Here is a 19,680-nt window from a genome sequence, read left to right as displayed (position 1 = left end):
GGGCGTCGACGGGGTCAGCGGCGGGGCCAGCGCGGGGCGTAGCCGGAGGTCAGTTCCGCGCGGCGGTGGCGCCACTTGGGTTCACGGTTCGCCGCCCTGTTGGTGATCGCGCGCAGGGATCGGATGAGCGGGCCGTAGGAGGAGCTGAGGATCGTGGAGGAGACGCTGCCACCAGGGGGCTCGTCCATGAACGGCATGAACTTGTCGGGGAAGCCCGGCATGGTGCAGCCGATGCAGATGCCACCGACATTGGGGCAGCCGCCGACGCCGTCCATCCAGCCGCGCTTGGTGACATTGCAGTTGACGACGGGTCCCCAGCAGCCGATCTTCACCTGGCACTTGGGAGAGTTGTAGTCCTTGGCGAAGTCGCCCTGTTCGTAGTACGCCGCCCGGTCGCAGCCCTCGTGCACCGTCTTGCCGAACAGCCACGTCGGGCGCAGCTGCTCGTCGAGCGGGATGGGCGGGGCGACCCCCGCCGCCTGGTACAGCAGCCAGGTCACGGTCTCCATGAAGTTGTCCGGCTGGACGGGGCAGCCGGGCACATTGACGATCGGCATACCGCCGGCCGAGCGGAAGTCCCAGCCGAGATAGTCGGCGAGGCCCATGGCGCCGGTGGGGTTGCCGGCCATGGCATGGATACCGCCGTAGGTAGCGCATGTTCCGATCGCGACGACGGCGAACGCCTTGGGGGCGAGCCGGTCGATCCACTCGTTGAAGGTGATGGGCTCACCGGTCTCCGGGTCATTGCCCATCGAGGTCCAGTACCCGTCCCCGTTGATGCGCTCGTTGGGCACGGACCCTTCCACGACGAGGACGAACGTTCCCAGTTCGTCCCGGGCGGCCTGGTGGAAGGCCCGCATGAAGTCGTCGCCGGACTCGTAGGACAACACCTTGTTGTGCAGGACGACCTTGGGGAGGCCGGGAATGGCGCCCAGGACGACGTCTTCCAGGCTGGGCAGCGAGGCAGCCGTGACCGACACCGAATCCCCGTCGCAGCTCATCCCTTCCGAGGTCCAGAGGATGTGGACCTCTTCGACGGCGCTCGGAGGAGCCTCGGTTTCGGTACTCATGGCACATTCCTTTCTGCCGAAGGCTTCCGCAGCAGGCTCACACGGGCTGATATTGCTCACAATTCGGACGCGCCCGTGAGGGGGCAGAGCAGGGCGTGGCTGTTTTGCGCACGAACGCCGACCTGAGGGCGTGGTACGGCGAGCCCGGCTCGAAGAAGATCTCCCGCATTCGCGCCAGTTCCGCGGCCCGGTAGCCGCTCAGTGGCCTGACGGCCTCGTCGCGCTCCCGCTCCGCCTTCTTCCGGCCGACCAGTGCGCGGAGCCGGGCGGAAGAAGCGAGGCGCTGAGCCGAACGGGCAATTTCCCCGGCGAACTCCTCAGGCCCGCAATCCAGCACCCGGTCCGCCAGCCCCAGACGCAGCGCGGTCGCGGCGCTCACCGGCGCCGCCTGAGACATCAGCCGCTCCGCCGCCTCGGCGCCGATCCGGCGCGGCAGGGTATACGTCCAGTACTCCGACCCGTAAAGCCCCATCAGCCGGTAGTGGGGGTTGAGCACGGTCCCGGACCTGCACCACACCTCGTCCGCCGCCAGGGCCAGCATCGCTCCGCCCGCCGCCGCGTTGCCTGCCGGCGCCGCCACGACCAGCCGGTCCGTGGTCGTCAGCACCGCCTCCACCAGGTCGTCCATCGCCTGGATGCACGCCCAGGACTCGGCGGCGGGATCGTCGGCGGCCTCGATGACGCCGAGGTGGATGCCGTTCGAGAAGAAGTCCCTGGCCCCGCCGAGCACCAGCACGTCGACCGGCCGGGAGGCGGCGAAGCGGTACGCGCCGAGCAGCCGACGGCACTGATCGGTGCTCATCGCACCTCCGGGGAACGAGAAGCGCAGGAAGCCAACGGTCCCCGCCTCCTCGTACCGGATGTCCGTCCAGCTGCGCCGCCCGGCCGCCGACTGGAGCGGAGCGGGCAGCTCCGGCACCTCGGGCAGCCGGTCACCGAGCGCCATGACCGCCGGGAGCTTGTACGTCCGGGGGCCGCCCGCCCGTCCGCGCGAACGCAGCTGGGGGATCCACACGGCTCCGTCGACAGTGGCCCGGCACACGGCGCCGTAGCGGGTGGCCAGGACTTCGCCCGGTGCGCCCGTCAGCGCGTCCTCCTCGTGCCCACCGCACAGGTACCACTCCCCTCCCAGGAAGGTGTCCAGCACACCGGGATGGGAGTCGGCGGCACGCAGCTTCCGCAGCACCGCGGCGGTCGGCTCCGAGCACCAGTCGATCCGGCGCTCCTCCTGGCGCAGATACGGGCGGAACGAGCCCTCCGAGCCCTGCGGCCGTGGTTCGAACGTGCCCGAGGCGAAGCGCTCCACCGCCCGCAGAACGGCTTTCACGGCGGCATCGGTCATTTCGCCCCGGTACAGATCGCTCTTGCCGACGGCCGGAACGTCAAAGGCCTCTGACGCCCAGACGGGACCGGCATCCATCTCCTCGACAGCCTGAAGTACCGTCACCCCCCACCGCCCGGCGCCCTCCTGCACGGCCCGGTCGAGCGAGGACGGCCCCCGATCTCCCGGCGGCCCCGGATGCACGATCAGACATGTGCGGGCCGACCACACCTCCTTGGGGATCGCGGTGGTGAGCATCGGCGCGATGACGAGATCCGGCGCGTGACGGGTGACCGTCTCCGGGCTCGGCGCGTCACGGGCGGCCAGTTCGACCGCGACCGAATGCCCCCGGTCCCGCAGCTCGCACATGACCCGCTGCGACAGGCTGTTGAACGCGCTCGCGACCAGCAGCACGCGCATGACGTCGCCTCCTCCGAGCCGGTGAGTGAGTGGGAGCGCGTGCACCGGGTTCCGGAGCAGTGGTCCCGGTGGGCACGCGCCACCCTGATGTTCGCTCCCGCGCCGCCGCGGGCCCGCCGGACGCGCCGTGCTTGGGCCACCGGGGGGAATCGGGGACCGCCCCGCCTCCGTCATCCGGGGGCCGCCCGCCGCGGCTGCCTAGCGTGGTGCCCCATGCACGAACTGTCGATCGCGGCGGCCGTCGTCGAGAGGGCCGGGCACACCGCCCGCGCACATGGAGCGACTTCGGTGGAGGCGGTGCGGCTGCGCGTCGGTGAGCTGGCGGGTGTGGTCGGCGACGCCCTGCGGTTCTCGTTCGAGCTCGTCGCCGAGGGCACCGTGGTCGCCGGCGCCGAGCTGATCGTCGAAGACGTGGCCGCCAGGGCCCGGTGCGGCGACTGCGGCAAGGAGTTCGCCGTCGGGTCGCCGCCCCACCTGTGGTGCCCGGGATGCGACCGCCCGGCCGCGCAGTTGCTCACGGGACGCGAGCTGGAACTGGCCGAGGTGCGGCTGCCGGACACCGAACCCTGCCGGGCCGCCGCCCCACGGGGAGCAGGGCTCGGACAGGGCCCAGGAGAGGACATCTGATGTGCCGGAGCGTCACTGTGCGCCAGGCGGTACTGGCCAAGAACGACAGCCTGGCGGCTTCCTTGCGCGCCGAGCTCACGATCCGAGGCGTAACCGTCGTCAACATGCTGTCCAGCCCCGGCAGCGGAAAGACCGCCCTGCTGGAACTCGTGCTGCGCCGTGCCACCGAACGCGGGGTGCAGGTGGCCGCGCTCACCGCCGACCTCGCGACCGAGAACGACGCCCGCAGGCTCGCCAGATCGGGCGCGCCGGTGAAGCAGGTACTCACCGGCGGCCTGTGCCACCTGGAAGCCGCCCAGCTGCGCGCTCATCTCGAAGGGTGGCTGCCGGACGGCGCCCGGGCGCTCTTCGTCGAGAATGTGGGCAACCTGGTCTGCCCCGCCTCCTACGACCTCGGGGAGACGCTCCGGGTGGCGCTGATGTCCGTGACCGAGGGCGAGGACAAGCCGGTCAAGTACCCCACGGCGTTCGGGTCGGCGCACCTGGTGGTGCTCACCAAGACCGACCTCGCGGACGCCGCCGGGTTCGCCGAGGCGGAGTTCACGTCGAATGTCGAACGGATCAACCCCGGAGTTGAGGTACTGCGCACCAGCGCCCGCCGTGCGCGGGGCGTCGACGATCTGCTGGACCGGGTGCTGGCCGTGTGCGACGGCGCCGAACCACACAGCCCGCTGCTCGCCACCGAACACGTCCACGCCCACGGCCACACCCATGGCGAGGAGCCGCACGAGCACAGCGGCCAGGAGAGTCACGCTCACGACCACGGGGCCGTCGGCACCCGCTCCACCGTATGACGAGCACGCTCCCAGACAGTCCGGAACAGGGCGCCCTGCGCCGCAAGGTCACCGTGCGCGGAACCGTGCAGGGCGTGGGCTTCCGCCCCTTCGTCCACCGGCTGGCGTCCGAACTGGACCTGTCCGGCTTCGTACTCAACGGCACGGACGGAGTCTTCACGGAAGTTGAGGGCACGCCGGCGGCGGTCGAGGAGTTCTGCCGCCGGCTGCGGGAACAGCCGCCTCCGCTGGCCGACGTACGCGACATCGGCTACGAGACCGTGGCGCCACTCGGCGGAGGCGGTTTCACCATCCGGCGCTCGCGCACCGAGGGCAATGGCGCGTCGGCGATCCCGCCCGACACCGCGACCTGCACTGACTGCCTGCGCGAGCTCGCCGACCCCCGTGACCGCCGCTACCGCCACCCTTTCATCGCCTGCACCCACTGCGGGCCTCGCCTCACCATCGCGACCGGTCTCCCCTACGACCGGTCCACCACCACCATGGGGGTGTTCCCCCTGTGCCGCCTGTGTGCGAGGGAGTACGACGATCCGGCGGACCGCCGTTTCCACGCCCAGCCGGTCGCCTGCCCGTCCTGCGGGCCCCGGCTCCGCCTCACCCCGGCAGCCGGCACGGAGCCGGGCCCGGCAGATGGTGCGGATGCCCTCGTCCGCGCCCGTGAGCTGCTCGCGCGGGGAGCGGTGCTGGCGGTCAAGGGCCTCGGCGGGTACCACCTCGCCTGCGCCGCCGACGACCCCGGCGCCGTCGCCACGCTGCGCGCCCGTAAGGAACGCGGCGGCAAACCGTTCGCGGTGATGTGCGCGGATCTCGCCGCCGCCGAGCGGATCGCCCGCGTCGGTCCCGCGGAGAAGACGGTGCTGACCGGACACCGGCGTCCCATCGTGCTGCTGCGCCGACGCGCCGGCGACGCAGCGGGCGGACTCGCCGACGCCGTATGCCCTGGCAGTCCGCAGGTGGGCGTGATGCTGCCCTACTCCCCGCTGCATCAGCTCCTGTTCGGTCTGCGCGGCGATCCGCCGGGCCCCCGCGTCCTCGTCATGACCAGCGGCAATCGCTCCGGTGAGCCGATCGTCACCGACGACGCCGAAGCGCTCTCCCGGCTCGCCGGGATCGCCGATGCCTGGCTGTGGCACGACCGGGCCATCGCCGCGCCCTGCGACGACTCCGTGGTCCGGCTGCGCCCCGACGGCTCCGAACTGCTGCTGCGCCGATCCCGCGGGTACGCCCCCGCGCCGGTTCCCCTGCCGGTATGGGTGCCGCCGACGCTGGCCGTCGGCGGAGACCTGAAGAACACGCTGTGTCTGGGAGCCGGCCGTGACGCATGGTTCTCCCCGCACATCGGCGACATGGGTGACCTCGCCACGGTGACCGCGTCCGAACAAGCGGCACAGCGCCTCACGGCACTGACCGGAATCACGCCGCGGCTGCTCGCAGCCGACCGGCACCCCGGCTACCACTCCTCCCGCCGGGCCGCGCGCCGCGCGACCGAAACGGACACCACGCTGCGGCTGGTTCAGCATCACCACGCCCATATCGCCTCTCTCATGGCGGAGCACGGACTCGACGGCAGGAATCCCGTCATCGGCATCGCATTCGACGGCACCGGTTTCGGCGACGACGGAGCGGTCTGGGGCGGCGAGGTGCTCCTCGCCGACTACCGCGGATACCGGCGGCTCGCGCATCTCATGTACGCCCCGCTGCCCGGCGGCGACGCGGGTGTCGGCAACCCCTGCCGGACGGCACTGGCCCGGCTGCGCACCGCGGGCCTGCCGTGGACGGCGGACCTCCCGTGCGTGGCCGCCTGCTCGCCCGAGGAACTCCGGCTCCTCGCCCGGCAGCTGGAACGGAACATCGCCTGCGTACCCACCTCCAGCATGGGACGGCTGTTCGACGCGGTCTCCTCTCTGCTGGGCATCTGCCACCGAGCGCGGTACGAGGCCCAGGCCGCCGTCGAACTGGAGGCGGCCGCCACACTTGCCTGGGACTGGGACGACAGCGGCACTTACCGCTTCGGGCTACGGAGCACATACGGCGACGGGACCACCCGGATCGATCCGGCACCCGTCGTGCGAGCGGTCGTCGGTGACCGACGCGCCGGTGTCCCGGTTCCGGTCGTCGCCGCCCGGTTCCACCGGGCGGTCGCGGCAGCGGTCACGGACATCTGCCTGATCGCGCGCCGTGGGACCGGAATCGGCACGGTCGGCCTGACCGGAGGCGTGTTCGCCAACGCGCTCCTCGACGAGGAGTGCACCGAGCGCCTGACAGCCGCCGGCCTCGCGGTGCTTCGCCACCGGCAGGTGCCGCCGGGAGACGGCGGACTCGCCCTCGGCCAGCTCGTCGTGGCCGCTCAGAAACACGACCGGTAGTCAGGGACCGGTAGTCAGCCAACGAACCAGCGACGAACGGAGAACACCATGTGCCTGGCAGTGCCCGGCAAGGTGGTCGGGATCGGAAAACGGGACAGCACGCCTATGGCGAGCGTCGACTTCGGCGGCGTCGTCAAGGAGGTCTGCCTCGCCTATGTACCGGAGGCAGAGGTCGGCGAGTACGTGATCGTCCATGTGGGATTCGCCCTCCAGCGCCTGGACGAGGAGTCGGCCTTGGCCTCACTGCGCCTTTTCGAGGAACTGGGCCTGTTGGAGGAGGAGTTCGGCGACCCCTGGGGCCGAGCGGCAGCCGAGGCCGGCCTGACCGAGGCGGGTCTGACCGAGGCCGACATCCCCGAGGTGACAGAGGCGCAGAAGGAGCCACGATGAAGTACATCGACGAGTTCAACAACCCGGATCTCGCCCGGAGGCTGCTCGACGACATCCACGCCACAGCCACCGGCGGGCCGTGGGCGATGATGGAGGTCTGCGGCGGCCAGACCCACTCGATCATCCGGCACGGCATCGACCAGCTCCTGCCCGACTCGGTCGAGCTGATCCACGGCCCCGGATGCCCCGTGTGCGTAACCCCTCTGGAGATGATCGACAAGGCTCTGGAGATCGCCTCCCGCCCCGACGTGATCTTCTGTTCGTTCGGTGACATGCTGCGCGTGCCGGGCACCGGCCGCGATCTGTTCCGCGTACGCAGCGCGGGCGGCGACGTCCGGGTCGTCTACTCCCCGATGGACGCCCTCGACATCGCGCGCCGTCACCCGGACCGCCAGGTGGTGTTCTTCGGCATCGGCTTCGAGACCACCGCACCCGCCAATGCGATGACCGTCCACGAGGCGCGCCGCCTCGGCATCCGCAACTTCAGTCTGCTTGTCTCACATGTACGCGTCCCCCCGGCCGTCGAGGCCATCATGAGCGCCCCGAACTGCCGGGTGCAGGCGTTCCTGGCGGCGGGACATGTGTGCAGTGTGATGGGCACCAATGAGTATCCGGACCTCGCGGAACGGTTCAAGGTCCCGATCGTGGTGACGGGTTTCGAACCCCTGGACATCCTCGAAGGCATCCGCCGCACCGTGCACCAGCTCGAACGAGGCGAGCACCGGGTCGAGAACGCCTACGAACGGGCGGTCCGCGCGGCCGGGAACCCGGCGGCTCTGCGCATGATCCAAGAGGTCTTCGAGGTGACCGACCGCGCCTGGCGCGGCATCGGCGTCATTCCCCGCAGCGGCTGGCGGCTGACCGACGCATTCAGGGACTTCGACGCGGAGCGGCGCTTCGACGTGGGCGGCCTGCGCACTGATGAGCCAACGGCCTGCCGCAGCGGCGAGGTGCTCCAGGGGCTGATCAAGCCCCACCAGTGCGAGGCCTTCGGGACCACGTGCACCCCCCGTACCCCGCTCGGCGCCACGATGGTCTCCAGCGAGGGTGCGTGTGCCGCCTATTACCTCTACCGCCGCCTGGAAGTCCCGGCGCGGCCCGTGCATGTCCAGGAGGCGACGACCGTTGGCTGAAACCATGACAGAGACGAAGGCTACGGTCGACCCGGCCACCTGGTCCTGCCCCGCCCCGCTGCGCGACCACCCGGTGATCGTCATGGGACACGGCGGCGGCGGAGCCCTGTCCGCCGAACTCACCCGTCACCTCTTCACTCCGGCGTACGGCAACGAGACACTGGCCGGCCTGGGCGATTCCGCCGTGCTGCCCGTGGACGGATCCCGGCTCGCGTTCTCCACCGACTCGTACGTCGTGCGGCCGCTGTTCTTCCCCGGCGGCAGCATCGGCGACCTGGCCGTCAACGGAACGGTCAACGACCTGGCGATGAGCGGCGCCCGCGCCGCGTTCCTCTCTTGCGCCTTCATCCTGGAGGAAGGTGTCGGCCTCCCCGTCGTGGGAAGGGTCGCGGACGCGATCGGGGCGGCCGCCGCGGCGGCGGGCGTCACTGTCGTCACGGGCGACACCAAGGTGGTCGAAGCAGGGCACGGTGACGGTGTCTACCTCAACACCTCGGGGATCGGCTTCGTCCCGGACGGCGTGGACATCCGCCCCCAGCGGGCCGCTCCTGGGGACGTCCTCATCGTCAGCGGCCCCATCGGCATGCACGGCATCGCCATCATGAGCGTGCGTGAGGGCCTGGAGTTCGGGGTGGAGGTGGTGAGCGACACCGCGCCGCTGGGCGGCCTGGTCGAGGCGATGCTGGCCGTCACCCATGACCTGCACGTTCTGCGCGACCCCACCCGTGGCGGTCTCGGCACGGCGCTCAACGAGATCGCCGCCGCCTCGGGCACCGGCGTCGTCCTCACCGAGCGGGACATCCCGGTACCGGATGCAGTGGCCAACGCCTGTGGGTTCCTGGGGCTGGATCCTCTGTACGTCGCCAACGAGGGCCGTCTGGTGGCATTCGTGCCGCGCACGGACGCGGACGCCGTCCTCGCCGCCATGCGCGCGCACCCCCGGGGAGCGGGCTCCGCCGTGATCGGCGAGTGCGTGGCCGAGCATCCGGGCATGGTGGTCGCCCGCACCGGGCTGGGCGGTACACGCGTCGTCGACCTGCCCCTCGGGGAACAGCTGCCGAGGATCTGCTGACCTCATCGTCCGACGCCAACCGAAGCAAGCGATCGTTTCCCGGTAGACCCGGTAGACCCGGTAGACCCGGAAGACCGGGTACACCCCGAGGGGGGAAGGAGAGGCCTGTCCCGCGCACGGCACGCGCGAGTGCCTGCACCGTCGCATCGAGACCTTCCGCGTGCAGCAGCGGGCGGTGGCCGGACGACACTTCTAGGTGAGGCTCGATGGGACGATCCCGTAACGGCGCATCTTGCGGTACATGGTGGCGCGGGAGATGCCGAGATCCTGTGCGGTGCGCTGGACGTTGGAGCTGCGGTCCATCAGCCCACGCAGAATGGCATCCCGTTCCAGCGCTTCAATGGTGGTCAGAACCTTGTGCGACGATACCCGGCATTCCGGCGGGAGATCTTCTGCTCGGATGATCCGGCCGGAAGGTCGCCGCGCGAGGCCACGGATCACCGACTCGAGCTGCCGGACATTCTCCGGCCAGGGGCAGCGCTGCAGCATCGCAAGCGCATCCGGGGAGCAGCCGCTCTCTCCGCTCGGCCGGTATTTGAGCAGGAAGAACCGGACCAGGTGCTCGATGTCTCCATAGCGATGACGGAGGGGCGGCACCTCCACCGAGGCTTCGCACAGCCGGTCGAGCTCGTCGTCCGTCGTGACCATGGACGGCTGGCTGGTCATGACCAGTTTCCCGATGGCGGTCCCGTCGACGTGCGCCAGGAGGCTTCTCAGCTGCCGGCGCAGGTGGTCGCCCAGCAGGTGGACATCGCGCAGGACGACCACGATCGACGGTTGGGCCAGCAGCTCGCGGACGTTGCGCAGCCAGGGCTCGGTGACGTGCGGTGACTCCGACAGCGGCGCTTCCACCATCTCGAGCCGGCGCCCGGCACCGTGGGCTCGGTGGATGGCATCGACCAGCGTCCTCTTTCCAGCACCGGCTTCGCCCACGAGATGAAGCCACGACCCGGCGACGAACGCCGCTTCGGTTTCGGCGACGGCGCGCAGCCATTGCGGTGAGGAGCCCACCAACCCCAGGCCCGATCGTGTGGGTCCATCGGAAATGACCGGTCCGGGCTGGGGACGTCCGATCACCCGGACTCGGAAGATGGCGCCCGCGTCGCTGTCCTCGCGCCGGCTACGGCTGACCCGGAGTTCGGCGACTCGTCCGGAGGGGAGGGCGATGCTCCGCGTCCCTTCGAACCGGGAATCGTCGGCGACCTCACGTGCGTGGTCGAGCAGAGCGTACTGATCCGGCCCTGTCACGGCCGATCTCAGCTGCTCGTTCATCATGACGACATCACGATTGAGAGCCAGGACGGGTCCGGGGCGCACCGAGGAGCACGCGTCCATGTAGTCCTGGAACAGGGCCCGCTCCCGTCGCGAGCTGATCGCGCCAATCTCACTTTCGATCTGGCCGGCGACAGAGCGGGCCAAGGCCATGAGCATGCCGGCAGAACCCTGACGGACCGTGGTCAGGTTGAACGCTCCCAACAGCGTGCGCCGGACGGGATGCAGGATCGGCACGGCCGCGCAGTGGAAGTCCCGCAGCGCCTCGACGTAGTGCTCGCTGCCGGCGATCATGACCGGGCGGCCGCTGGCCAACGCGGTCCCGATGCCGTTGGTGCCCACATAGCGCTCGGCGAACACGTGGCCCGGGGCCAGTTGCACCCGGTTCAGCCGCGTCGTCAGAGCCTCGTGGGAGACCTTGCGGGACAGCACCACGCCGTTCCGGTCTGTGACCATCGTGGACACCGGGTCGTCGGCAAGCTGCTCGTGCAGCCTGTTCAGGATCGGTAGCGCCGCTCTGGCGAGCGGGCTGTCCAGATTGGGGTTCTCGAAGTAGGGAGCGTCGATACAGCCCGACTTCACTTGGTACTCCATCGAGCGTTGCCACGAGGCGACCACGAGCGGGCGGGCACTCGGATCCTTGGTGGCTTCCTGGTAAAGCTCTCTGGCTGCTGTCAGCGAGCTGCCAGGTTGACGTCGGGGCATTTAACACTCCCGTATCGCACGCGTCATCCATCGGTGGAGTGATTGGAACAGTTCGATGACGCCGCGCCTATGGCCTGTATCACATTGATACATCCGCGGACCGCTTCTGAGACATCGGCCTGCGCACGGCGGGCTGTGTAATCGGCGCACCATCCACCCGCCGATTCGCAGGGAGCGCCATGAAAGCCGTGCAGGTCATCGAGTACGACGAGCCGCCAGTGCTCGTGGATGTGCCGGACCCGCAGATCACCGGTCCGCTGGATGTGATCGTGAAGGTCGGAGGCGCAGGGGTCTGCCGCACCGATCTGCACATTCTCGAAGGACAGTGGAGCGACAAGAGCGGGGTTGTCCTCCCCTACACCATCGGTCATGAGAACGCCGGCTGGGTAGCGGAGGTGGGGCAGGCAGTCACACACGTCAAGGTCGGCGACCCGGTCATCCTGCACCCGCTCATGACGTGCGGTCTGTGCCGTGCCTGCAGGGCCGGCGACGACGTGCACTGTATGAACTCGGCCTTCCCGGGGATCGATACCGACGGGGGCTATGCCGAGTACCTGAAGACCACCGCCCGCTCGGTCGTGGCACTCGACCCGTCCCTTGAGCCGGCCTCGGTTGCGGCCCTGGCCGACGCCGGGCTCACGGCGTACCACGCCGTCGCCAAGGCGGCCCGGGTCCTGCGCCCCGGTGACAAGGCCGTGGTCATCGGTGCCGGTGGACTCGGGCACATCGGGATCCAGGTGCTCCGGGCCCTGTCGCCGGTCGAGATGATCGTCATCGACCGTAGCCCGGAAGCCCTCGCCCTGGCCAAGGAACTGGGTGCCGACCACACGCTTCTCGCGGACGGGAGCGAGGCCGAGCGCGTACGGGAACTGACCGGAGGCCACGGGGCGGAAGCGGTCCTGGACTTCGTCGGCGAGGGGGGTGCCGTCGAGACGGGCGTCGCCTGTCTGCGCCGTAACGGCAACTACTACGTCATCGGCTACGGCGGCCACCTCGACGTTCCGACGATCGACGTCATCTCCACCGAGATCAACTTCATAGGCAATCTCGTCGGGTCCTACAACGACCTGTCCGAGCTGATGGTCCTGGCAGCCCAGGGCAAGGTCAGCCTGCACACCCAGCGGTACCCCCTCGCGTCCTTCCGGGACGCCCTCGACGACTTGTTCACCGGTGCCGTACGCGGCCGAGCGATCTTGATCCCGTGAGCCGAAGGAGCAGTCCCATGCGCAACCGTTCGTACAAGGTCGTGGTCGCCGCCGCTGTCGTGGTGGTCCTCACCGCCACGGGATGTACCTCTCAGGGTCCCGTGGAAAGCAAGCCCGACAAGCCGGCGCAGTTCAAGCCGGGTTCGGAGATCAGCTACAAGAAGTACGGCAAGGACTACCCGGGCACGAAGGTCAAGGACGTCCCGGGACCCTGCAGCTACGAGTCGATCAGCCGTAAGGACTACTCCGGACAGACGCTGAAGATCATCAGCCATGCCGTCCCCGTCATCGGCGAGCCGACCCGGCTGCACGCCAGGCAGTTCGAGGAGATCACCGGGGCGAAGGTCGAGGTGATCAACGTCCCGTTCGGGGAGCTGCACCAGAAGATCCTCACGCCCCTCCAGGCAGGCCAGCCGGCGTACGACGTCATGTTCTACCCGTCCTTGTGGATCGGTGACATGGCCCCGTATCTGTCCCCGGTGCCGAACAAGTATCTGAACACTCCCGGCATGATGGACGTCACCGAGGCCTATATGGACGTGGCGACCTGGAACGGGAGGGTCGTCCAGTACCCCGTGGACGGCGACCGGCACTACCTCAAGGTCCGGACGGATGTCCTTGAGGACCCGAAGAGGCAGGCGGCGTACAAGGCGGCCACGGGCAAGGACCTGCGCACGCCCAAGACATGGGCCGAATACCGGGAGGTCGCGGCGTTCTTCAGCGGCAAGGACGTCGACGGTGACGGCAAGCCCAACTTCGGCAGCGCCGAGGTGACCAAGCGTGACGACCTGACCTTCTCCGCGTTCATCAGTCGTGCGGCGCCGTATGTGAAGCACCCCGACCACAAGGGTGGGCTCTTCTTCGACCTGGAGACCATGAAGCCGCAGATCAACACGCCCGGCTTCGTACGAGCCCTCGACGACATGGTCAAGGCCAAGTCGACCTGGGCACCCGGTGGCGCCAACTTCGGTCTGGGTGACGAGATCTTCTCCTTCGGAGGCGGCCAGACGCTGATGTCCTACTCGTGGGACGACGCCTTCATCCAGGCCCAGTCGCCGGACAGCAGGATCCGCAACAAGATCCAGGCGGCGGAGTTGCCGGGATCCGACGAGGTCTACAACCTCACCAAGAAGGCGTGGGACAAGAAGCCGAACCAGGCCCCCTATTTCACCTGGGGGTGGACCTCGGCGGTGGCCAAGGCCGCGCGCAACCAGAATATGGCCTTCGACTATCTGTGCTTCTTCAGCAACGAGGCCAACACCGCCCTCGACCTGACCATCGGCCGCTTCGGCGTCAATCCCTACCGCAACGCCCACTTCGACGCGGCGTTCTGGGAGAAGCAGGGCTGGGACAAGGCCGTGGCCCAGTCGTACGTCAAGACGCTCTCCGGCATGGAGAAGAGCCCCAACCGCGTCTTCGACCTGCGCGTACCGGGTGTCAACGGATATATGTCCGCGCTCGCCAACGGCGTCGCCGCGGCGCTGGCGGGACAGAAGGCTCCACAGCAGGCGCTGGACGAAGTGGCCAAGGAATGGGCCAAGATCACCAAGCAGATCGGCGAGGACAAGGTCCGCAGCGCCTACCGAAACGTAGTCGCACTCGAGGACAACTCCTGACCCGATAGCAGGACGCCCCGGGTGGCCGCCCAAGCCGGCCGGCCACCCGGGGGCGCCCGCCCACTTCCGCAAGGAGCACCATGGACGGCCTGCGCCGGCACAAGAGCATGTTCCTCCTCCCAGGACTGCTCACTCTCGCACTCATCATCATCTTTCCGCTTCTGTTCACCATTCGTGTCAGCTTCTCGGGCTGGAACGTCAGCAGCCCCCAGATGGACTTCATCGGTGGTGTCAACTACTCCACGATGCTGCACGACAGTCGTTTCTGGGCCTCGATCATGCGCCTGATCCTGCTGGCGGGCGGCACCGTCCTGATCCAGTACGTGATCGGGTTCGGGATGGCCCTGCTCGTCTGGCGCGATGTACGCGGCCGTCGTTTCTGGCGGGTGCTGTTCCTCGTCCCCATGATGACCACTCCCGTGGTGATGGCCGCCATCTGGCAGATGATCTTCCACGAGTCCCTGGGCCCCGTGAACGATCTGCTCGGGATGCTCGGACTGACCAAGATTCCCTGGCTCACCGAATCCGGGCCGGCGCTGGTCGCGCTGATGACCGTCGAGGTCTGGCAGTGGACCCCGTTCATGTTCCTGCTGCTGCTGGCCGGCCTCTTGAGCCTTCCCAAGGAACCGTTCATGGCCGCCGCGATCGACGGCGCCGACGTCTGGCGCACCTTCCGGAAAGTGACCTTCCCGCTCATGGCGCCCGTGTCGGTCGCGGCGGTCATCATCCGGCTGATCGAGGCGTCCAAGCTCTCCGACAGCGTCTACGTACTGACCTCCGGGGGACCGGGCTCCTCCACCGAGACTCCCGGCTACTACCTCTACATCCAGGGGCTGCGGGATCAGCAGACCGGGTACAGCGGGGCGATGTCCCTGACCTATCTGGTCCTGATGATCGTCACGCTCACAGTTGTCGCCGCCTTGCTCACCAGGGCCTTCAAGCTGAAGGGGGACTCATGAGGTCGCACCTTTATCCCGTATTCAAGTACACGGTGATCGCCCTCTGGGCCTGCTTCGTCGCGGGACCGTTCTTCTGGGCCATGACGACCAGTTTCAAGGACGCCAACGGGGTCCAGGGTGGCGCCACTTACCTTCCCTGGGTCCAGTACGAACCCACTGCCGCCGGGTGGCGCAACATCTTCGGCGGAGCCGGTGGCGTCGATGTGATACAGCCTTTCATCAACAGCGCCATCGTCACCATCGCCGCCTCGGCCATCAGCCTCCTGCTCGGCTCCCTGGCCGCCTACGCGTTGTCCCGTTACCGGTTCAAGATCGGCTTCATCAAGAACAGCGACATCGTCTTCTTCTTCGTGTCACAACGAATTATGCCGCCCGTCGTCCTGGTGATCCCCTTCTTCTACCTTCTGCAGTGGGCGGGCCTCCTGGACAGCATCGCGGGCCTTGTCATCGTGACGGTTGCCCTGCTGCTGCCCATCGCGGTGTGGGTGATGGTGGACTTCTTCAACGGCATCCCGCGTGAGATCGACGAGATGGCCATGCTCGACGGATGCGGCCCGTTCCAGACCTTCGTGCGTGCGATCCTGCCGAACTCCCTGCCCGGGCTGACAGTGGCTGCGATGTTCTGTGCGGTGTTCGGCTGGAACGACTTCTTCTTCGCCTTCAGGCTGACGTTCACCGAGGTGCAGACCCTGCCCCAGGCAGTGGTCGCCCTCAACTCGTCGATCCCGCCGTGGTGGACCCTGTCCGCCGCCGCCCTCTTCGGCGTAGCGCCGTTGATCCTGCTCGCGCTCTGGGTGGAGCGCTATCTGTCAAAAGGCAACCTGTCGGGAGCGGTCCGATGAACATGAGTACCACTGATCTGTGCCTGACCGTCGACGGCGTGAACCATCTCAAGGATGTGACCGCGATCTTCGAGCCGGGACGGCTGCATACCGTCATCGGCCGGACGATGGCCGGAAAGACAACGCTGCTGCGGGTGCTGGCCGGTCTGCAGCGGGTGGACTCCGGCTCTCTGACCAGGGATGGAGCCGACTTCCTGAAGACGCCGGTCTGGCGGCGCGACACCGCCATGGTCTACCAGCAGTTCATCAACTACCCGCATCTCAACGTGTTCGACAACGTGGCCTTTCCGCTCAGGCGGGCGGGACTGCCACGGGACGAGGTCAAACGGCGCGTCAGGAACAGTCTGGCGAGTGTCGGCCTGGCCGACTTCGAGCGTCGCAAGCCGTCCCAGCTCTCCGGCGGGCAGCAGCAGCGCGTGGCGGTGGCGCGCGCCCTCGCCCGCGAAACGGGCATTCTCCTGCTCGACGAGCCGCTGGCAAACCTGGACTACAAGTTGCGTGAGCAGTTGCGCGACGAGTTCAAGACCCTCTTCTCGGACCAGGGCGACACGATAGTGGTCTACACGACCACCGAACCCGCCGAGGCGATGATGCTGGGTGACGTGGTGCTGGTCATGCATGAGGGTCAGATCCTCCAGATCGGCCCTCCGCAGGAGGTCTTCGAGCGCCCGGCGACGACCACGGTGGCGTCCATCATCAACGACCCACCCATGAACATCTTCACGGGCCGGATCGAGGGCGGTCAGGTCACCGTGGCCGGCTTCCAGGCCACGCACGTATCCCCGCATCTCGCCGACCTGCCCGACGGCGCCTACCAGTTCGGTCTACGGGCAACGGACGTCAGTCTGGCCTCCGCCGGTGTCGAGGGCGAGGTCACCTTCGTCGAGATCTCCGGGTCCGAGACCTTCGTTCACGCGGTCGTCGGTGAGACTCCGTTCGTCGTGCAGATCGAGGGCATCCATGACGTCGCTCTCGGTGATCTGGTGAAACTGCGGCTACGTCCGGAGCGGCTGTTCGCCTTCGACGAGAAGGGCACGCTCGTGCAGACACCTTCATACGATCTCGCTTCAGTAGAAGGGCGTTGATATGGCGCAGTTGGACATCATCGACGTCGGGCACAACTACGCGCCGGGGGTCGAAGAGGAGCGGTGGGCTCTCAAGCCACTGCAGCTGACATTCGAAGCCGGCAGGACCTACGCATTGGTCGGACCGTCGGGTTGCGGCAAGACCACGCTGCTGAACATCCTGTCCGGACTGGTCAGACCGTCACAGGGCCAGGTCCTGTTCGACGGCGTGGACGTCACGGGTCTGCCCACGAAGGCGCGCAACATAGCCCAGGTGTTCCAGTTTCCCGTCATCTACCAGTCCATGACGGTGTACGAGAACCTCGCCTTCCCTCTGCAGTGCCGCCGCTGGGACAAGGCGAGGATCGACGCCAAGGTCCACCAGGTCGCCGAGGCGCTGGACCTGGATGATCGGCTCAAGCAGCCCGCCCGGCGGCTCACCGCCGACGACAAGCAGCTGATCTCGCTCGGCCGTGGTCTTGTCCGCGACGACGTGGCGGCCGTGCTGATGGACGAGCCGCTGACCGTCATCGATCCGCAGCTGAAGCACTCGCTGCGGCGCAAAATCCGTGAAATCACCGAGCACTTCCAGCCCACAGTGATCTACGTCACCCATGACCAGTACGAAGCAATGAGCATTGCGCAGGAAGTACTGGTCATGAAGGACGGCCGAGCCATGCAGCAGGGCACCCCGAAGCAGCTTTTCGAGGCACCCTCGTCAGCGTACGTCGGCTACTTCATCGGCTCCCCGGCGATGAACTTCCTGACGGTGGACGGGCCACGCGGGAACTTCACCCTTGGCGGCCGGGCTCTGGCCGTGGCGTGGGACATCCCGGATGGCACCACCGAGGTCCAGGTGGGAATCCGGCCCGAGTACGTCAAAATCGTCACGGAGCCCGGGCCCAACACGTTTCCCGCCAGGCTTCGGGGCGTCCGGGACCACGGGCCGCAGCGCGTGCTCGAGATCGAGGTGGCCGGCCGGCTCATCAAGGCGAAGGTGCCGCGGGAGGACGGAGTTCCGGCGATGGAGACATTCCTGGTGCATCTGCCGCGCGCCAAGGCCCTCCCCTATGCGGACGGTCGCCTGGTACTCCAGTCGTAGGTTGTGTTGTTGCCGACGGCAGGTCAGTTGCCGTCGGACAGGAGAGGCGCCCTGCCCTCGACGGCTCTGACGTCGGCGTGTACGCCGTTCACCGCAGCGGACGGCCGAAGCCGAAGCCGATCTCGGCTTCGATGCCTTGCGAGTGCGTCATCTGCCGATCGAGGGGAGGGTGTTTCCCACACCGTCTGGCCAGGCAGCCGATCGGCGACGTCGTTCTGGAGGTTGCGCGACGCTGCCACCGCGGACACCCGGGGGGCGCCTGTCGCGGTGGCAGCTGAGGAGCGGGGAGGGAGGATCAGGGAGCGGTCGCGTTGGCGGCCTGGGCGGCGGCAAGGACATGATCGCGGGAGGCCGTGACTTCGGCGCGCAGCGCGGGAAGGTCGACGTCGAGTACATGGCCGTTGAACTTGCGGACCTGGCCGGCGATCAGAACGGTGTCGATGTTGCGGGCATCGGAGCCCAGGACGACGGTGCCGATCGGGTCGTTGAGCGGCATGTTGTTGATCTCCTCAGCGGTGATCACCAACAGGTCGGCCTGCTTGCCCGGTGTCAGCGAACCGACCACGTCGGCCAGGCCGTTGGTCCGGGCGCCCTGCAGGGTGGCGAAGTCCAGCACATCGGCGGTGCTGATGCGGACCGGCTCACGCTCGGTGCCGTAGACGCCGTTGACGGCGCGCATCCGCTGGATGGCGTGCAGGGCCCGCATCTGGGTGAACATGTCGCTGGCCAGCGCGACTTCGACATCGATGCTGAGGCCGGGGCGGACGCCGACGGACAGGGCCTCGTCCACGGCGGGGATCGCGGTCTCCAGGCCGATCTGGGTGTCGGAGGTGGGGGCCAGCGCGACGGTGGTACCGCTGGCGCCGATGGCGCGCCAGGCCTCGGCGGTCAGGCCCGTGGAGTGGATCAGGGTGAGGTCCGGGCCCAACAGACCCTGCCGCTCCCAGGTCAGGATGGCCTGCGAGGACGAGGTGCCGAAGACCGCGTCGACGCTGACGCCGATGCCCAGCTCCTTGGCGAACCGGGCGAGCTCGGGGCCGTACGCGATCTCGGGTCCGGCGATCTCGTCGGTGGCCAGGGTGGCCAGGCGGAAGGTCAGCAGCTCGCTGCCGTACTCCTTCTGCAGGCGGGCGACATCGGCCGGCCACTGGTGGTCCCACGCGCCGAAGTGCGGTCCCATGGCGGCGTGGACGCCGCGGATGCCGGTGTCCAGCAGGGCGCGGACCGCAGCGTCGGAGTGGACGGCGGTACGGGAGTTGTGGGAGAAGTCCAGCATGGTGGTGATGCCGGAGTCGATGGCGGTGAGCGCCGCCAGCTTCGTCCCGGTGTACATGTCCTGAGGCCTGTAGACCGGGGCGTAGCCGAGGAGAGTGGTGGTGACGTAGGCGCCGAGGTCGTCGACGTCCGGCATGATCCGGCGCAGCTGAGCCTCCCACGCGTGGCGGTGGGTGTCGACGAATCCGGGTGTGACGACGGTGCCGACGGCGTCGACGACGACGGCGCCCTCGGCGGCCCCCTGGGCGCGCAGGTCGCCGCCGACGGCGGCGATGGTGGTGCCCTGGACGAGCACGTCGCCGACCGGGAGGGTGCCGAGTGCGGGGTCCATGGTGACCACCGTGGCGCCGGTGAAGAGGATGCGGCGGTCGGGGTCGGTTGCGGTGTGGCGCAGCTGGTCGAGGACGGTCTGGCGCGGGGTGTGGTCGAGGTTCATGGTCGCGTCCG

Annotated in this window: 16 protein-coding genes; 12 read left to right on the top strand and 4 right to left on the bottom strand. The window is 68.4% G+C overall.

The window, feature by feature from the left end:
- Positions 1-14: 14 nt before the first annotated feature.
- Both ACH492_RS05320 and ACH492_RS05315 read right to left on the bottom strand, forming a co-directional pair.
- Complete coding sequence (locus ACH492_RS05320; protein ID WP_398982920.1) at positions 15-1,070, bottom strand: hydrogenase expression protein HypE; 1,056 nt, start codon at positions 1,068-1,070, stop codon at positions 15-17.
- A 37-nt stretch (positions 1,071-1,107) separates the two neighbouring features.
- Positions 1,108-2,811 (bottom strand): hydrogenase maturation protein, encoded by a 1,704-nt coding sequence (locus tag ACH492_RS05315; RefSeq protein ID WP_398982918.1) that lies wholly within the window; start codon positions 2,809-2,811, stop codon positions 1,108-1,110.
- 213 nt (positions 2,812-3,024) lie between these two features.
- On the opposite strand from ACH492_RS05315, the gene hypA reads away from it, so the two are divergent.
- The 6 genes from hypA to hypE are packed head-to-tail and all read left to right on the top strand — an operon-like array spanning position 3,025 to position 9,193.
- Positions 3,025-3,438 carry a hydrogenase maturation nickel metallochaperone HypA gene (hypA, locus tag ACH492_RS05310; protein WP_398982916.1) on the top strand — a complete coding sequence of 138 codons (414 nt, stop codon included), beginning with the start codon at positions 3,025-3,027 and terminating at the stop codon, positions 3,436-3,438.
- Positions 3,438-4,232 carry a hydrogenase nickel incorporation protein HypB gene (hypB, locus tag ACH492_RS05305; protein WP_398982914.1) on the top strand — a complete coding sequence of 265 codons (795 nt, stop codon included), beginning with the start codon at positions 3,438-3,440 and terminating at the stop codon, positions 4,230-4,232. Before hypA ends, hypB begins: the two co-directional genes overlap by 1 nt.
- Entirely contained in the window at positions 4,229-6,598 is a 2,370-nt protein-coding gene (gene hypF / locus ACH492_RS05300) for a carbamoyltransferase HypF (RefSeq protein ID WP_398982912.1), read from the top strand. The genes hypB and hypF overlap by 4 nt, the downstream gene beginning before the upstream one ends.
- A gap of 48 nt (positions 6,599-6,646) precedes the next feature.
- A complete protein-coding gene (locus tag ACH492_RS05295) occupies positions 6,647-6,988 on the top strand; it encodes a HypC/HybG/HupF family hydrogenase formation chaperone (protein WP_398982910.1) in 342 nt (113 codons plus the stop codon).
- Positions 6,985-8,121 carry a hydrogenase formation protein HypD gene (hypD, locus tag ACH492_RS05290; RefSeq protein ID WP_398982908.1) on the top strand — a complete coding sequence of 379 codons (1,137 nt, stop codon included), beginning with the start codon at positions 6,985-6,987 and terminating at the stop codon, positions 8,119-8,121. Before ACH492_RS05295 ends, hypD begins: the two co-directional genes overlap by 4 nt.
- Before the next feature lie 4 nt (positions 8,122-8,125).
- Positions 8,126-9,193 (top strand): hydrogenase expression/formation protein HypE, encoded by a 1,068-nt coding sequence (hypE, locus tag ACH492_RS05285; protein WP_398982906.1) that lies wholly within the window; start codon positions 8,126-8,128, stop codon positions 9,191-9,193.
- Positions 9,194-9,385: 192 nt separating this feature from the next.
- Here the strand turns inward: hypE and ACH492_RS05280 are convergent, their stop codons facing one another.
- Positions 9,386-11,170, bottom strand: coding sequence for a sigma-54-dependent Fis family transcriptional regulator (locus ACH492_RS05280; RefSeq protein WP_398982904.1), 1,785 nt, complete (start codon positions 11,168-11,170; stop codon positions 9,386-9,388).
- 179 nt (positions 11,171-11,349) lie between these two features.
- Here ACH492_RS05280 and ACH492_RS05275 point away from each other — a divergent pair, with 179 nt between their 5' ends.
- From ACH492_RS05275 to ACH492_RS05250, 6 genes are all read left to right on the top strand, one after another.
- Complete coding sequence (locus ACH492_RS05275; RefSeq protein WP_398982902.1) at positions 11,350-12,375, top strand: NAD(P)-dependent alcohol dehydrogenase; 1,026 nt, start codon at positions 11,350-11,352, stop codon at positions 12,373-12,375.
- 17 nt (positions 12,376-12,392) lie between these two features.
- Positions 12,393-13,991, top strand: a complete 1,599-nt coding sequence (locus tag ACH492_RS05270) for an extracellular solute-binding protein (protein ID WP_398982900.1) — start codon at positions 12,393-12,395, stop codon at positions 13,989-13,991.
- Between the two features lie 80 nt (positions 13,992-14,071).
- Entirely contained in the window at positions 14,072-14,950 is an 879-nt protein-coding gene (locus ACH492_RS05265; RefSeq protein ID WP_398982898.1) for a carbohydrate ABC transporter permease, read from the top strand.
- Positions 14,947-15,792: a carbohydrate ABC transporter permease gene (locus tag ACH492_RS05260; protein WP_398982896.1), complete on the top strand. Its 846-nt coding sequence runs from the start codon at positions 14,947-14,949 to the stop codon at positions 15,790-15,792. The genes ACH492_RS05265 and ACH492_RS05260 overlap by 4 nt, the downstream gene beginning before the upstream one ends.
- A 2-nt stretch (positions 15,793-15,794) precedes the next feature.
- The gene (locus ACH492_RS05255; protein ID WP_398982894.1) at positions 15,795-16,877 is read left to right on the top strand and encodes an ABC transporter ATP-binding protein; all 1,083 of its coding nucleotides are present in this window, start codon (positions 15,795-15,797) and stop codon (positions 16,875-16,877) included.
- Position 16,878: 1 nt separating this feature from the next.
- A complete protein-coding gene (locus tag ACH492_RS05250) occupies positions 16,879-17,958 on the top strand; it encodes an ABC transporter ATP-binding protein (protein WP_398982892.1) in 1,080 nt (359 codons plus the stop codon).
- A gap of 295 nt (positions 17,959-18,253) precedes the next feature.
- Here ACH492_RS05250 and ACH492_RS05245 read toward each other — a convergent pair whose 3' ends face one another.
- On the bottom strand, positions 18,254-19,669 hold the full coding sequence (locus ACH492_RS05245) for an amidohydrolase family protein (protein ID WP_398982890.1): 1,416 nt from the start codon (positions 19,667-19,669) through the stop codon (positions 18,254-18,256).
- Positions 19,670-19,680 lie beyond the last annotated feature (11 nt).

Origin of the sequence: Streptomyces sp. NPDC019443, from assembly GCF_044389785.1 — a bacterium.
Lineage (GTDB): Bacteria > Actinomycetota > Actinomycetes > Streptomycetales > Streptomycetaceae > Streptomyces.
Note: the sequence above shows the minus strand (reverse complement) of the source record. Positions and strands in the feature narration are given on the sequence as shown.

Bases quoted from the DNA above. Each gene is read 5' to 3' on its own strand.
- ACH492_RS05255 (WP_398982894.1), top strand. From the start codon at position 15,795: ATGAGTACCACTGATCTGTGCCTGACCGTCGACGGCGTGAACCATCTC.
- ACH492_RS05275 (WP_398982902.1), top strand. From the start codon at position 11,350: ATGAAAGCCGTGCAGGTCATCGAGTACGACGAGCCGCCAGTGCTCGTG.
- ACH492_RS05315 (WP_398982918.1), bottom strand. From the start codon at position 2,811: ATGCGCGTGCTGCTGGTCGCGAGCGCGTTCAACAGCCTGTCGCAGCGG.
- hypB (WP_398982914.1), top strand. From the start codon at position 3,438: ATGTGCCGGAGCGTCACTGTGCGCCAGGCGGTACTGGCCAAGAACGAC.
- ACH492_RS05270 (WP_398982900.1), top strand. From the start codon at position 12,393: ATGCGCAACCGTTCGTACAAGGTCGTGGTCGCCGCCGCTGTCGTGGTG.
- hypA (WP_398982916.1), top strand. From the start codon at position 3,025: ATGCACGAACTGTCGATCGCGGCGGCCGTCGTCGAGAGGGCCGGGCAC.
- ACH492_RS05265 (WP_398982898.1), top strand. From the start codon at position 14,072: ATGGACGGCCTGCGCCGGCACAAGAGCATGTTCCTCCTCCCAGGACTG.
- hypD (WP_398982908.1), top strand. From the start codon at position 6,985: ATGAAGTACATCGACGAGTTCAACAACCCGGATCTCGCCCGGAGGCTG.
- ACH492_RS05260 (WP_398982896.1), top strand. From the start codon at position 14,947: ATGAGGTCGCACCTTTATCCCGTATTCAAGTACACGGTGATCGCCCTC.
- ACH492_RS05250 (WP_398982892.1), top strand. From the start codon at position 16,879: ATGGCGCAGTTGGACATCATCGACGTCGGGCACAACTACGCGCCGGGG.
- ACH492_RS05320 (WP_398982920.1), bottom strand. From the start codon at position 1,070: ATGAGTACCGAAACCGAGGCTCCTCCGAGCGCCGTCGAAGAGGTCCAC.
- ACH492_RS05245 (WP_398982890.1), bottom strand. From the start codon at position 19,669: ATGAACCTCGACCACACCCCGCGCCAGACCGTCCTCGACCAGCTGCGC.
- hypE (WP_398982906.1), top strand. From the start codon at position 8,126: ATGACAGAGACGAAGGCTACGGTCGACCCGGCCACCTGGTCCTGCCCC.
- ACH492_RS05280 (WP_398982904.1), bottom strand. From the start codon at position 11,170: ATGCCCCGACGTCAACCTGGCAGCTCGCTGACAGCAGCCAGAGAGCTT.
- hypF (WP_398982912.1), top strand. From the start codon at position 4,229: ATGACGAGCACGCTCCCAGACAGTCCGGAACAGGGCGCCCTGCGCCGC.
- ACH492_RS05295 (WP_398982910.1), top strand. From the start codon at position 6,647: ATGTGCCTGGCAGTGCCCGGCAAGGTGGTCGGGATCGGAAAACGGGAC.